Here is a 13,650-nt window from a genome sequence, read left to right on the forward strand (position 1 = left end):
AACTGCACTGATGGCCCTGGCAATTTTTGATCTGGACGAAACCCTGATCCACGGCGACTGCGCCACCCTCTGGAGCGAACAGATGGGCCGGCTGGGCTGGGTCGATCCCGAGTCGTTCATGCGTCAGAACAACGAACTGATGGACGCTTACAGCCACGGCAAGTTGCGCATGGAGGAGTACATGGCCTTCAGCCTCGAACCGATGATCGGGCGCACACCCGAAGAGGTCGACCACTTGGTCGGGCCGTGGGTTGAAGACTTCATCGAACCGATCATCTTCAGCGACGCAACCAAAGCCATCGCCGCCCATCGCAAGGCCGGTGACCGGATACTGGTGATTTCGGCGTCGGGTACGCACCTTGTCAGGCCGATTGCCGACCGCTTGGGCATCGACGAGATTCTGGGCATCGAGCTGGAAGTGCTGCATGGGGTCTATAGCGGCAACACCGTCGGTACGCTGACCTACCGCGAAGGCAAGATCACCCGTTTACTGGAATGGCTGGATGCGGAAGAGGAAAACCTGGAGGGCGCGAGTTTCTATTCCGACTCACGTAACGATTTACCGCTGTTGCTGAAGGTAGATTTCCCACAGGTGGTGAACCCTGATCCGGTATTGCGCGAGCATGCCGAAAAAGCCGGCTGGCCGATCCACCTCTGGAAATAACGCAAAACCCTGTAGGAGCTGGATTGCCAGCGATGAACGATAACGCGGAGCCCCTGTAGACCGCATCGTCTGAATCGCCGGCAAGCCAGCTCCTACAAGGATGGCGCCGTTCCAGACCTCAGGTCAGGCTTTCGTCGATCACCAACACCAACTTCCCCGCCACCTTGTTCGTCGCCAGCTCGGCAAATGCCGCTTCGGCATCCTTGATCGGGAAGGTCTTCGCCAACTGCGGGCTCAATCGCCCTTCGGCAAACAACGGCCAGACATGCTGGCGTAAATCACTGAACAAATCCGCCTTGAACTGATCGTCACGGCTGCGCAAGGTCGAACCCAGCAACTGCACGCGTTTGGCCAGCACCTGCGCCAGATCCAGTTTTGCCTCACGGCCGCCCATCAGGCCAATCAACACCCAACGGCCATCGAGAGCCAGCAGCTTGAGGTTCAGCGCGGCGTAGTTGCCGCCGACCGGGTCGAGAATCACATCGAACGGCCCCAGGTCGCTCAAGCTGTCCAGATCGTCGGTGCGCACCACGCCACCCTGTGCACCCAGCGCTTCGCAATAGGCCAGACGCTCGGCAGAACCGACGCTGACCCAGCATGGGTTGCCAAACGCTTTGCACAGCTGAATGGCAGCTGAACCGATTCCACTTGCTCCGGCGTGAAGAAGAACTTTCTCACCCGGTTTGAGCGCAGCCAATTGAAACAAATTCAGCCAGACGGTCGCATAGACTTCGGGTAGCGCTGCCGCCTCGGCCAGGGACAATCCTTCGGGCACCGGCAGCACATGCCGTCCGTCGACAACCACCTCTTCGGCCATCCCGCCCCCGGCCAGCAAGGCGCAGACCCGATCACCGACCTGCCAGGACGAGCCCGGGCCGACCTCACTGATCACCCCGGAACACTCAAGACCCAGTACCTGACTGGCCCCCGGCGGTGGCGGATAAAGGCCCGCCTTCTGTAACAAATCGGCGCGATTGAGGCCCGCTGCCGCCACGCGAATGCGAACTTGCCCTACATCGCATGTAGGACCGGGCTCTTCAACCCACTCCACTTGACCGTCAACGCCTTGCAATGCTTTCACAGTGCCTCCATAGTGAGTCTGGACTGAGCCCGAAGCTGTAGCGCCGGGCTTTTTGCATTATGCGACCGGCCCTTGTGGTACCGGCGACTTCAAAGACGGCCTAATATGCGTTATCAATTGTCCCCGCGTCGAATCAGCATGAAGCATCTGTTCCCCAGCACCGCCCTCGCCCTATTTATTGGTATCGGCCTGATGCCGATGTCGAGCAATACGTTCGCAGCCAATAGCTGGGACAAGCTTCAGCCAGATCGTGACGAAGTGATCGCCAGTCTGAATGTCGTCGAGTTGCTCAAGCGTCACCACTACAGCAAGCCGCCGCTCGATGACGCGCGCTCCGTGATCATCTACGACAGCTACCTCAAGCTGCTGGATCCGTCGCGCAGCTACTTCATGGCCAGCGACATTGCCGAATTCGACAAGTGGAAAACCCAGTTCGACGACTTCCTCAAGAGCGGCGACCTCAACGCCGGGTTCACCATCTACAAGCGCTACCTGGACCGCGTAAAAGCGCGTCTGGACTTTGCCCTTGCGGAGCTGAACAAGGGCGTCGACAAGATCGACTTCACCGCCAAGGAAACCTTGCTGATCGATCGCAAGGACGCGCCTTGGCTCAAGTCCACCGCAGAGCTCGACGACCTGTGGCGCAAACGCGTCAAGGACGAAGTGCTGCGGATGAAAATTGCTGGCAAAGAGCCCAAGCAGATTCAGGAAACGCTGACCAAGCGTTACAAGAATCAGCTCTCGCGCCTGGACCAGACCCGTCCGGAGGATATCTTCCAGGCGTACATCAACACCTTCGCCATGTCCTACGACCCGCACACCAACTATCTGTCGCCGGATAACGCGGAAAACTTCGACATCAACATGAGCCTGTCCCTCGAAGGCATCGGCGCTGTGTTGCAGAGCGACAACGACCAGGTGAAAGTCGTGCGTCTGGTGCCGGCTGGCCCTGCCGACAAGACCAAGCAGGTCGCACCGGCCGACAAGATCATCGGCGTTGCCCAGGGCAACAAAGAGATGGTCGATGTGGTTGGCTGGCGCCTCGACGAAGTGGTCAAGCTGATCCGTGGTCCGAAAGGCACCGTGGTGCGCCTGGAAGTCATCCCGGCCAGCAATGCGCCGAACGACCAGACCTCCAAGATCGTGCCGATCACCCGCGAAGCGGTGAAGCTTGAAGACCAGGCGGTGAAAAAGTCGGTCCTCAACCTGAAACAGGATGGCAAGGACTACAAGCTCGGCGTCATCGAGATTCCAGCCTTCTACCTCGACTTCAAGGCCTTCCGTGCTGGCGATCCGGACTACAAGAGCACCACGCGCGACGTCAAGAAACTGCTGACTGAGTTGCAGAAAGACAAGGTCGACGGCGTGGTCATCGACCTGCGCAACAACGGCGGCGGCTCCTTGCAGGAAGCCACCGAGCTGACCAGCCTGTTCATCGACAAAGGGCCGACCGTGCTCGTGCGTAACGCCGATGGCCGGGTCGATGTACTCGAAGATGAAAACCCGGGCGCCTTCTACAAAGGCCCGATGGCGTTGCTGGTCAACCGCCTGTCCGCCTCGGCCTCGGAGATTTTCGCCGGCGCCATGCAGGACTACCACCGCGCACTGATCATTGGCGGCCAGACCTTCGGCAAAGGCACCGTGCAGACCATTCAGCCGCTGAACCATGGCGAACTGAAACTGACCCTGGCCAAGTTCTACCGGGTTTCCGGCCAGAGCACCCAGCATCAGGGCGTACTGCCGGACATCGATTACCCGTCGATCATCGACACCAAGGAAATCGGCGAGAGCGCCCTGCCGGAAGCCATGCCGTGGGACACCATCCGCGCGGCCATCAAGCCTGCGGTCGACCCGTTCAAGCCATACATTTCGCAGCTCAAATCCGAGCATGACGTACGTTCGGCCAAAGACGCGGAGTTCGTGTTCATCCGCGACAAACTGGCCCTGGCGCAGAAACTGATGTCGGAAAAAACCGTCAGCCTCAATGAAGCCGAGCGTCGTGCACAACACGCGGATATCGAAGCCAAGCAGCTTGCGATGGAAAACATCCGTCGCAAGGCCAAAGGCGAAGAGCCGCTCAAAGAGCTGAAGAAAGAAGACGAAGACGTCGCTGCGGCTGAGCCGGACAAGGTCAAACCAGAAGACGATGCCTACCTGAGCGAGACTGGTCGGATTCTGTTGGACTACCTGAAACTCAACACCGCGGTTGCCAAACACTAAGTTGTTACAAGCACGATGATGGCAATTTAATGCTGACGCCCCCTTAGCGTCATCAAACAGTCATCATTCTGTCGTGAAATACGGGACTGAGAGCTATGGCTCTCAGTCCTTTTTTTTTCGCCAGAGACCGCCATGACCACTACCGAACAGCTGAGTGCGTTGAGTTCAATACTGACTCAAAGCGGTTTGCACAGCCTGTTCCAGCCAATCATTTCGCTCTCTGAACGACGGATCATCGGTTACGAAGCCCTCAGCCGTGGCCCCTCCAACAGCCCGCTGCACTCACCCATCGCCTTGTTCGCCGTCGCCCGCCAGGCCGGTCGTTTGAACGAGCTGGAAATTGCCTGCCGCGAGAGCGCTTGCCGGCGCTTTAATGAGCAGCAACTGCCGGGCAAACTCTTTCTCAACGTGTCGCCGGAATCGCTGCTCGAAGCGGCTCACCAACCGGGTCGGACCTTGCAACTGCTGCAGGATTTCGGCATACCGCCAAGCCAGGTGGTCATCGAACTGACGGAACAGACGCCGACCGACGATTTCCAGCTGCTGCAAAACGCGCTGCATCACTATCGGGCGATGGGCTTTTCCATTGCGCTGGATGATTTGGGGGCCGGTTATTCGAGCCTGCGCCTGTGGTCCGAGCTGCGGCCGGACTATGTGAAAATCGATCGGCACTTCATCGACGGCATCCATCAGGATGCGCTCAAGCGTGAATTTGTCGGTTCCATCATGCAAATCGCCAAAGCCTCTAGGGCACAAGTGATTGCTGAAGGTATCGAGCTGCCGGAGGAGCTCGCGGTGTTGACCGATATGGGCGTCGATCTGGTCCAGGGTTACTTGCTCTGCCGCCCTCAAGAACACCCGCCAAGGGAAGCGCGAAACCTGATGCCCAAACAGGACAGCTCTGCGGTGGCGCTGAACGACGAAGGCAGTGACCTCAGTGCTCTCTTGATCGATCAGCCAGCGGTCGCGCGGGATACGCCGACTGCCACGGTGCTGGAAGCCTTCCGTCGCCAGGCCAACCTGAACTCACTGGCGGTGCTCGATGAGCAAGGCCACCCCTGTGGCATCGTCCATCGGCATTCGCTGTCGGACGCCCTGCTCAAGCCCTTTGCCACCGACCTGTTCGCCCGCAAACCCATCAGCCGTTTGATGAGCGACGACTTTCTCGCCGTCGAGATGAGCCAGTCGCTGCAACAAGTCAGCCGCCTGATCACCAGCCGCGCCCGGCAGCGCATCGAGGAAGACTTCATCATCACCCTCAACGGCAGCTACCTGGGACTGGGTCGGGTCATCGACGTACTGAAGCTGATTACTGAACTGAAGATCCAGCAAGCCCGTTACGCCAACCCGCTGACCCTGCTGCCGGGTAACGTGCCGATCCAGCAATGCCTGACGCGCCTGCTGCAACAGCAAAGGGAATCAGTGATCTGCTACGTGGACATCGACAGTTTCAAACCCTTCAACGACATCTACGGCTACGGACGCGGGGACGAAGTCCTGCTGTGCCTGGCGCAATGTCTGAATGATCGCGTCGACCCGTCCCGAGACTTTGTCGGCCATATCGGTGGTGATGACTTTTTGCTGGTGCTCGGCCCGGAAGACTGGCGTAAACGTCTGACCCAGTTGCTCGACGACTTCCAAAGCCAATGCCGACGCTTCTACCGCAGCGAACACCTGGAAGCCGGCTGCTTCATTGCCCCGAATCGCCAGGGCGTGCGCCAGGAGTTTCCGTTGCTGTCACTGTCGATCGGTGTGGTGCATTTGCATCCACAGGCTTGTGGAATACTCGATGCAAGCCAGTTGGCGGAGATGGCGTCGCAGGCTAAACACCACGCGAAGAATGTGCCGGGGTATAGCGTGCATGTGATTGATAGTTTGGCGGTGCCTGGGCCAGCAGAAGAACTGCTCATAGGGCAGCGGTGATTGGGCGTGCGCTTTCGCGCAAAGCAAGGCGAAGTCAAATTGCTCCAGCGGCGCCGGTTTCAGTTCGTCCGGATCACATTCATCAACTGCCAGTTGATCAAACCGGCTATAGCCCGCTTTTTGCTAATCCGTTAAAACGCTTCTTTTAGACTTGTTGCTCCTATCGTCTGACGTACTGGATTGACCCACTGCGGGGGCAGGATTCCATAGCGTTATGGTTCATAGTAGAACCAAATCCATCTCTCCTTATTATTGGATCGATAGCGAGCACGCATCGTCATTAGTCCAACCACGCTCTATCTAAACAAGAAAGACAAACCATGAACATTATTGTTCGGCACAACCATCGACCTTGAAACAAGGGAAATCCAGTTAAAAACAAAGTCCTGCTTCGAGCCATAGATATCTGGGGCATTCGGATAAGGCTTCAGCTCGAGAAGAACACACAAATACAATGACTTTAACAAAGAATTACATCGACCATTTATTTCATCCGGTATAGTTTTTTCAACTAGCGAAACCTGGAGAAACTCAATGCAGTCGAGCAAAAATATAGTAGATCCTGAACTGATAAAAATTCGACGACTGTTCGCAACTCCTCTGGCCAGTATCCAGTATCCCGACGCAGAAAGACTCAATGCTGAACTGAAAGCTATAGTCAAAAGTCGTATGGCGGAAGATCACAGCGGCGCACGACGCAGCAATGACGGCGGCTGGCAGTCCGCGAACGACTTCCCTAAATGGGGAGGGGAAGCCTGCGATGCGTTGGTTAAGTTTGCCACAGAGTTCGCCATTCAACTTACCGCGGTTCATAGCGAGCAATACGGATTAACTGAACCCGGTTTCGAATGGAAACTCAACGCGTGGGCAAATGTTAACGAGGCAGGCCACAGCAACTCACTTCATGGACACCCCGGTGCGTTTTGGTCAGGGGTTTACTGGGTCGATGCCGGCGGCCGGGAGGACGATCCAGAAGTTGGAGGTGATCTAGAGTTTGTAGACCCGCGCGGTATGGTTGCATCGACATACAATCCAGCTCTGCGAATGAGAGTCGAAGATTGCCTTACTGCCGGCTTTAGTAGTACCTGTGCCGCCAGAAGTGGAACTTTCATCATGTTTCCGTCTTGGCTAATGCATTCAGTAAGACGCTTCGAAGGGACAAGACCGCGAATCTCTATAGCTTTTAACTTCGGCGCTTAAATGAGTTCCGATTTACTTGAATCGCCGCTGATTTAGTAGACATTCCCTCGGGTCGCACGGGCTTGATCAATTAACTGTCGCGCGGCAACCCTTTCAACTTGATCTCAGCCAGCGGGTGCCCAGCCTTCAAAGCAATACGCCAAAACCGCGCCGCTTCTACCGGATCCGGCGCCTTGCTCGCCGTCCCGGCCAGACTGATCACCCCCACCTGATACGCCGCCTTGCCATCCCCCGCCAACGCCGCCAGGCGCAGCAAGCGGACACCTTCCTCACGAGCCCCAAGGCCCACGCCGCGAAAGGCCAGAATGTGTCCATAGAAGCTTTGAGCGTCGACATCGCCCAGGTTCGCCATGCGTGCAAGCTGGCCTTCAAGCCAACTCCAGCAGCGTGGCTGACGCACAAACCACGACCAGTGAAACAACCGGCGAGCCAGCCAGTAACCGGCCCGCGCCTTGAGCTTGAAAAACACTCAGGCTTCCGCCGATTCGGGGTACTCGTACTCGAACACCCGAACCACTTCCGAGGCATGCCACGAGGCGGCGGCGACACCATCGGACGGCCCGGAGAAACGCCCCAGACGCTCGACGCATTCGAAGAAACCGGTGCGCGGCAGGCGACTGGCGCCCTGGCTGATTACCAGCGAGCTGCGCAGCGGCTGCTCGGCCTTGGCGTCCAGTGCGGCCAGGTGTTCAAGGGCTGCGGTCAAGGTTTGCATGGCTGGCGTCGGCAATTGCAGGCGCTCAAGCAACGCGCGGTAGGTCAGCAAATGACGCTGGCGGCGCGCCTGATCCAGCTCGCCCAGCAACCCGTCCCAATGTTGACGACTGATGCGTACGCTCACGATTCTTCCCTCCACCCTGGCACCGTCAATTCCCAGGCCAGGCTGCGGCGAATCGCTGCGTCGGGTTGACGCTCGCCACTTTCGATCAAGGCCAGATAAGACGGGCTGATGCCTACCGTGCGGGCCAGCGCCTCAATGGCGATGCCCTTCCCTTCGCGCAAACTGCGTAGTTGATCCAGACCCGGAAGAATCTGGTCTGGTGTGGCCGCGCGACGCACAGGAGCCTCGCGCGGCGGTTGTTGATCGATGCCTGCTGCTTTGAGTAGAGCCTGATACTGAGCCCACGGAACAACCGCATACTCGGGCTCGCCTTCGCGTGTGATTATCTGAATATCCATGACTTCCCCGTAGGACAACGACACTTAGCGAGTCGGCGCTTTTCCTTAGAAGTGTAATCCTAACAGCGGCCAAGGTCGCGGGGGTATGAATATAGGGATGATCCTGAATCGACTCAGGTTTTTTTCGGGCCCTGCAGTTGAAGTTGTTCCGGGGTATCGGGCAAACGCTCGACCACCGCGAGCTTCTCTGGCGCCTGGCGATTGCGCCAGGCGCGGAAGGCGTTGAGCTCGTCGTCGAGAACCTTCATCAGCCAGGCGAGCACGGCGATGTCATCGAACATGCCGAACACCGGTATGAAATCCGGAATCGCATCCACCGGGCTCAGGAAATACATCAAGCCTGCCACCACCGAGATCAGCGCTTTAGGGCTGATGGCCCGGTATTCACCGCGCCAGTAAGCCAGGCACAACGCCTGCAACAAACGCAGGTCGTCTTTGAGCTTGCCCAAACGGTTGCCCTGACTGGCACCTTTGCTGGCTACCGCGAACAATAACGTCGGCAAACGCCCACGAGCGAGCAGACGTCCGGCCAGTGGCAGGAAACGAGCGAAATTCCAGGGTGCTTTCATCATTCCTCCCGCTGAAATGTTATCCACACAAATTGTGGATAACCTTGTGAACAGAGCTGCATTTCACGGCTGAAAGCCCCGTTTCATAAGGGCTCAACTCAGATCGGGCGTTTTTTACTCACATAAAAAAACCCAAGATTTCATTGACTTGGCGCTTCGGCGCGGCTAGCGCAGGCGCTCTCAATGGCTATGACTCCAGCCTGAAACATCCGTTCGCTTTGTTTACCCTTGCCGGACGCCAGATGCAACAACGCCCCGCATAAGCGAGGCGTTGTTGTCAGGACAAACGCTAATTACTTGGCAGCGTCGTCTTGTTTTGCCGGATCCTTGATCGCCAGCAGTTCCAGGTCGAATACCAGCACCGAGTTGGCTGGAATCGCCGGGCTTGGGCTTTGGGCGCCGTAAGCCAGCTCGCTAGGGATGTACAGTTTGTACTTCTCGCCAACGTGCATCAGTTGCAGGCCTTCGACCCAACCCGGAATCACGCCGCTGACCGGCAGATCGATCGGGCTGCCACGCTCCACGGAGCTGTCGAACACGGTGCCGTTGGTCAGGGTGCCGGTGTAGTGAACAGTCACCACGTCGGTCGGCTTAGGCTGTGCGCCATCAGCTTTCTTGACCACTTCGTACTGCAGGCCCGAAGCAGTGGTGGTGACACCGGCTTTCTTGGCGTTGTCTTCGAGGAATTTCTTGCCGGCGGCTGCCGACTCTTCACTCATTTTGGCCATACGTTCTTCAGCACGCTTCTGCAGTGCTGCGAAGGCTTCGACCAACTCGTCATCCTTCAGTTTCTGTTCTTTCTTGCCGATGGCATCTTCGATGCCTTGGGCAACGGCTTTGGAGTCCAGATCATCCATGCCTTCCTGAGCCAGGCTCTTGCCCATGTTCAGGCCAATCCCGTAGGAAGCTTTTTGCGCCGGGGTTTTCAGCTCTACGCTGGTCTGCGAGTCGCAACCCGCAAGTACCAGGCTAACCAGGGCCACCGCCGCCGCCAACCGATGCTGTTTCATGCTATTTCCTTGTTCATGCGCCTAAAGGGCAATCGAGTAAAGCCGCGAGCTTATCAGGCGGCCACGACCAATGGCTACCGGCATGAGAGCAGGAAACTTCTGATAAGTTCAGGTGTTTTAACGCATTTCCGGAATCGGATGATGAAGCTTCTGTCATCTTCGCCCCACAGGGACGACTGCTTCGTCCCACAATAACTGAAGTAATGGCCACTTGCCCCACGATTGCAGCTGAGGCATAAGAGAGCGACAACTCGACAAGGATGTTTAACTTGCGCCTCTTTTATCGCTTTCTGATTCTGATCGTTGCGCTGCTGGGCCTCGCCCTCGCCGTGATTCTGTATTACGTCGCCAACCCGAAACTGCCGAACTGGTCGCCAGCACAACAAGTGCATTACCTGGAGCAGTGGAGCGCGGCCGACCGCCAGACCTACTACTTCACGCCCCAGGGCACTCAGGTCAAAGGCTTGCGCTACGAGTGGTTCAACGCGCTCGAGCTGCCCTTTTCGCAACAGCGATTCGCCAGTCCGGAGTACCTTGCGCGCTTCGGCTTCCTGGTCGATCCCGGCCAGAAAGCCACGCCAAACAACCCCGGCAACCTGCCCGTGGGTTTCGCCCGCCATCAAAACCCCGGCAGCCAGGAACAGTTTCTGGACATCACCTGCGCCGCCTGCCACACCGGCGAATTGCGCTTCAACGGTCAGGCCATCCGCATCGATGGTGGTTCGGCGCAACACGTCTTGCCGTCCAGCGTTCCGACACTGCGCGGTGGCAGTTTCGGACAAGCTCTGGTCGCCAGCCTGACGTCGACTTACTACAACCCATGGAAATTCGAACGTTTCGCTCGCAACGTGCTGGGCCAGGAATACGACGCCCGGCATCAACAACTGCGCAAAGACTTCAAAACCTCTCTCGATACGTTCCTGAAAGTAGCCTGGAACGACACCCATCGCGGGCTCTACCCGACCGAGGAAGGCCCTGGCCGCACCGACGCGTTCGGGCGTATTGCCAACGCCAGTTTCGGCGACGCGATATCACCGGCCAACTACCGGGTGGCCAATGCGCCGGTCGACTACCCGCAACTGTGGGACATGTGGACATTCGACTGGGTGCAGTGGAACGGTTCGGCGCAGCAGCCGATGGCCCGCAACATCGGCGAGGCGTTGGGCGTAGGCGCCACGCTGAATTTCTTCGACAGCAACGGGCAGCCACTCAAGGGCGACTACCGATATCCGTCCAGCGTGCGGGTGCGCGATTTGCACCTGATCGAAGAAACCCTTCAACGACTCAAACCGCCCGCCTGGCCGGAAGAGTTGCTGGGCGCTGTCGACAAACCTTTGGCCGCCAAAGGTCGCGCACTGTTCACCGAGAACTGCGCCGGTTGCCACGTTCCGCGGACGATCCAGGAAGGCGAGCGCTGGGTGCAGCAGTTGCACATGCTGCCCGTCGACGTCATCGGCACTGATCCGACGGCGGCGAGCAACATCGCCAACCACCGTTTCGACCTGACCGCGCTGCAATGGGACCCGACGGAGCTGGCACAGATGGACGTGAAGCTGCACCCGACACCTGAGGAGCCGCTGGACCTGAGCCAGCTTTCGGTGGCCAAGGGGCTGGCCTACGTCACCGCGTTCGTCGAGGACCGGGCTTACCGGGAGGCCAAGGTCACAGCCGCAGAAAAGCCTCGGCTCGATGGCTTCGGCCTGCCGATCGGCGTTCGTGAAAAAGTCGCCTACAAGGCTCGGCCGCTGTCAGGCGTCTGGGCGACCGCGCCGTTTCTGCACAACGGCTCGGTACCAAGCATTTATCAATTGCTCTCGCCTCAGGACGAACGCGCGGCCACCTTCTATAAAGGCACGTTCGAGTACGACCCGAAACACCTGGGCTATCGCACCGAAGCCTTCACCAACGCATTCCTGTTCGACACGCGCATTACCGGTAACCACAACAGCGGCCACGAATTCCGCGCGGGTAAACGCGGCAACGGGGTGATTGGCCGACTGCTGCAACCCGAGGAACGCTTTGCGTTGCTGGAGTACCTGAAAGTGCTGGGCGGCCCGCTGGAGGCGCAATTGCCATGATCATGACCACCTTCAAGAAGGATTTGCCGATGTTTGCCCGGTTCTGGTTGTGGCTGGGTCGCCTGCTCGGCAAAACCCTGCTGGTTTTACTGTGCATCGGCTTGCTTGGCTGGGCGCTGGCCACCGCCTGGTTTGCCTGGCAGCACCGCGGACCGGTCTCGGCACTGGAGCAGATTCCGGATGGCGAAGCCGCCATGACCCAGGACGTGATCCAGACCGCCGTGCGGATTGTCGATCAACACCGTGAAAGCACCCGCTATCTGCGTGATGCCCATGCCAAGGCCCATGGCTGCGTAAAGGCCGAGGTGCAGGTGTTGCCGGATCTGGCGACAGAGTTGCGTCAAGGTGTGTTCAGTGAGCCGGGCAAGACCTGGCAAGCGACGATGCGCCTGTCCAACGGCAATGCCTACCCGCAATTCGACAGCATCCGCGATGCGCGGGGCATGGCGATCAAACTGCTCGATGTGCCAGGCAAGCAACTGCTCAGCGATCAACAGCGCCGCGGCGAACAGGACTTCGTGATGTTCAGCCATCCGAACTTCTTTGTCAGCGATGTCGCCGAGTATCGTCAGAATGTCGCCGCCCAGGCGGACGGCAAGAAGGTGATGGCGTTCTTTCCGGGCTGGGACCCGCGCACTTGGCAGGTCCGTCATCTGTTTATTGCCTTGGCGACGCTTTCTCCGCCACCACCAAGCCCGACCCAGACGACGTATTTTTCGGTTTCGCCCTACAAATTCGGCGAGGCCAATGCCAAGTTTCGGGTCATGCCCGACCCAGCGAACTGCCCAACCTATGCCCTGCCCGCGCAAAACCAGAAGTTGCCGAACTTTCTGCGCAATGCGCTGAACCAGCAACTGTCGACCGATCGGGTGCCTGCCTGCTTTGTCCTGCAGATCCAGCGGCAAGATGCAGGCAAGTACATGCCGATCGAGGACACCAGTGTTGAATGGAAGGAAAGCGACGCGCCTTTCCAGACGGTGGCGCGGATCAACGTGCCCGCCCAGGACTTCGACACGCCAGCATTGAACCTGCAATGCGACAACCAGTCGTTCAATCCATGGTTTGGTGTTGAGGCTCACCGCCCGATTGGCGGCATCAACCGCTTGCGCAAAGCTGTCTACGAGGCGGTCAGCGATTACCGACATAGCCGAAACGCCGAACAGTAGGAGCAAGCTTGCTCGCGATGGACGTTAACGATAACGCGCGCTTTCTGATTGAACGCGTTGCCCTTGAGTTAATCGCGAGCAAGCTTGCTCCTGCAGCGGCCGAACAAGTCGCGGTCTTGAGCGCAATTCAGCAGAAAGCCAAACTCCAGACAGCAAAAAGCCCGCTTAAAGCGGGCTTTTTCCGTGGTGACCTGGCGTTCAGTGTTCCAGGTTACCGAATATGGCGCAGCGGACGGGACTCGAACCCGCGACCCCCGGCGTGACAGGCCGGTATTCTAACCGACTGAACTACCGCTGCGCGTAGCGTTGAAAGTCAAATGGTGGGTGATGACGGGATCGAACCGCCGACATTCTGCTTGTAAGGCAGACGCTCTCCCAGCTGAGCTAATCACCCTTTACCTTCGTTGCGGGGCGCATTGTGCCACAGATTTTCATAACGTGTTGATTTAATTGATAAATAATTCAAAAAAATCTGAAAACCGGTGAAACGACGCATCCAGCAGGAACTTCAGGCAGAAAAAAACCCGCGTTAGCGGGCTTTTCCGTGGTGACCTGGCGTT

General features: G+C 58.1%; 12 protein-coding genes and 2 tRNA genes. 6 read left to right on the forward strand and 8 right to left on the reverse strand.

Annotated elements, in window-relative coordinates; translation table 11 throughout:
- Positions 1-10: 10 nt before the first annotated feature.
- Entirely contained in the window at positions 11-664 is a 654-nt protein-coding gene (locus PMI32_RS12465; RefSeq protein ID WP_008030383.1) for an HAD family hydrolase, read from the forward strand.
- A 118-nt stretch (positions 665-782) separates the two neighbouring features.
- Here the strand turns inward: PMI32_RS12465 and PMI32_RS12460 are convergent, their stop codons facing one another.
- The gene (locus tag PMI32_RS12460) at positions 783-1,745 is read right to left on the reverse strand and encodes a zinc-binding dehydrogenase (protein WP_008030385.1); all 963 of its coding nucleotides are present in this window, start codon (positions 1,743-1,745) and stop codon (positions 783-785) included.
- Positions 1,746-1,883: 138 nt separating this feature from the next.
- On the opposite strand from PMI32_RS12460, the gene PMI32_RS12455 reads away from it, so the two are divergent.
- The 3 genes from PMI32_RS12455 (at position 1,884) to PMI32_RS29860 (ending at position 7,088) form a co-directional block, all read left to right on the forward strand.
- Complete coding sequence (locus tag PMI32_RS12455; RefSeq protein WP_008030387.1) at positions 1,884-3,965, forward strand: carboxy terminal-processing peptidase; 2,082 nt, start codon at positions 1,884-1,886, stop codon at positions 3,963-3,965.
- A gap of 132 nt (positions 3,966-4,097) precedes the next feature.
- On the forward strand, positions 4,098-5,888 hold the full coding sequence (locus PMI32_RS12450; protein WP_008030388.1) for a bifunctional diguanylate cyclase/phosphodiesterase: 1,791 nt from the start codon (positions 4,098-4,100) through the stop codon (positions 5,886-5,888).
- A 534-nt stretch (positions 5,889-6,422) separates the two neighbouring features.
- On the forward strand, positions 6,423-7,088 hold the full coding sequence (locus PMI32_RS29860; RefSeq protein WP_008030390.1) for a TIGR02466 family protein: 666 nt from the start codon (positions 6,423-6,425) through the stop codon (positions 7,086-7,088).
- A gap of 70 nt (positions 7,089-7,158) precedes the next feature.
- Here the strand turns inward: PMI32_RS29860 and PMI32_RS12445 are convergent, their stop codons facing one another.
- From PMI32_RS12445 to bamJ, 5 genes are all read right to left on the reverse strand, one after another.
- Positions 7,159-7,557, reverse strand: a complete 399-nt coding sequence (locus PMI32_RS12445; RefSeq protein WP_008030392.1) for an SEL1-like repeat protein — start codon at positions 7,555-7,557, stop codon at positions 7,159-7,161.
- Positions 7,558-7,929, reverse strand: coding sequence for a hypothetical protein (locus PMI32_RS12440; RefSeq protein ID WP_003223109.1), 372 nt, complete (start codon positions 7,927-7,929; stop codon positions 7,558-7,560).
- Positions 7,926-8,267, reverse strand: a complete 342-nt coding sequence (locus PMI32_RS12435) for a helix-turn-helix domain-containing protein (protein WP_008030396.1) — start codon at positions 8,265-8,267, stop codon at positions 7,926-7,928. The genes PMI32_RS12440 and PMI32_RS12435 overlap by 4 nt, the downstream gene beginning before the upstream one ends.
- Positions 8,268-8,380: 113 nt before the next feature.
- A complete protein-coding gene (locus PMI32_RS12430) occupies positions 8,381-8,836 on the reverse strand; it encodes a YkvA family protein (RefSeq protein WP_008030397.1) in 456 nt (151 codons plus the stop codon).
- Positions 8,837-9,129: 293 nt separating this feature from the next.
- Entirely contained in the window at positions 9,130-9,846 is a 717-nt protein-coding gene (gene bamJ / locus PMI32_RS12425) for a BamJ family beta-barrel-assembly machinery protein (RefSeq protein ID WP_008030401.1), read from the reverse strand.
- A gap of 269 nt (positions 9,847-10,115) precedes the next feature.
- Between bamJ and PMI32_RS12420 the strand changes: the two genes are divergently transcribed.
- Positions 10,116-11,924: a di-heme-cytochrome C peroxidase gene (locus tag PMI32_RS12420; RefSeq protein ID WP_008030403.1), complete on the forward strand. Its 1,809-nt coding sequence runs from the start codon at positions 10,116-10,118 to the stop codon at positions 11,922-11,924.
- Entirely contained in the window at positions 11,921-13,090 is a 1,170-nt protein-coding gene (locus PMI32_RS12415) for a catalase family protein (protein WP_008030405.1), read from the forward strand. Before PMI32_RS12420 ends, PMI32_RS12415 begins: the two co-directional genes overlap by 4 nt.
- A 221-nt stretch (positions 13,091-13,311) precedes the next feature.
- On the opposite strand, the gene PMI32_RS12410 is transcribed toward PMI32_RS12415, so the two are convergent.
- Both PMI32_RS12410 and PMI32_RS12405 read right to left on the reverse strand, forming a co-directional pair.
- A tRNA-Asp gene (locus PMI32_RS12410) sits at positions 13,312-13,388 on the reverse strand.
- A 20-nt stretch (positions 13,389-13,408) separates the two neighbouring features.
- A tRNA-Val gene (locus tag PMI32_RS12405) sits at positions 13,409-13,484 on the reverse strand.
- Positions 13,485-13,650: the final 166 nt, after the last annotated feature.

The sequence above is a fragment of the Pseudomonas sp. GM60 genome, from assembly GCF_000282415.1.
Lineage (GTDB): Bacteria > Pseudomonadota > Gammaproteobacteria > Pseudomonadales > Pseudomonadaceae > Aquipseudomonas > Aquipseudomonas migulae.

Coding starts and splice junctions, on each gene's coding strand:
- PMI32_RS12465 (WP_008030383.1), top strand. CDS start 11: ATGGCCCTGGCAATTTTTGATCTGGACGAAACCCTGATCCACGGCGAC.
- PMI32_RS12455 (WP_008030387.1), top strand. CDS start 1,884: ATGAAGCATCTGTTCCCCAGCACCGCCCTCGCCCTATTTATTGGTATC.
- PMI32_RS12450 (WP_008030388.1), top strand. CDS start 4,098: ATGACCACTACCGAACAGCTGAGTGCGTTGAGTTCAATACTGACTCAA.
- PMI32_RS29860 (WP_008030390.1), top strand. CDS start 6,423: ATGCAGTCGAGCAAAAATATAGTAGATCCTGAACTGATAAAAATTCGA.
- PMI32_RS12435 (WP_008030396.1), bottom strand. CDS start 8,267: ATGGATATTCAGATAATCACACGCGAAGGCGAGCCCGAGTATGCGGTT.
- PMI32_RS12430 (WP_008030397.1), bottom strand. CDS start 8,836: ATGAAAGCACCCTGGAATTTCGCTCGTTTCCTGCCACTGGCCGGACGT.
- bamJ (WP_008030401.1), bottom strand. CDS start 9,846: ATGAAACAGCATCGGTTGGCGGCGGCGGTGGCCCTGGTTAGCCTGGTA.
- PMI32_RS12415 (WP_008030405.1), top strand. CDS start 11,921: ATGATCATGACCACCTTCAAGAAGGATTTGCCGATGTTTGCCCGGTTC.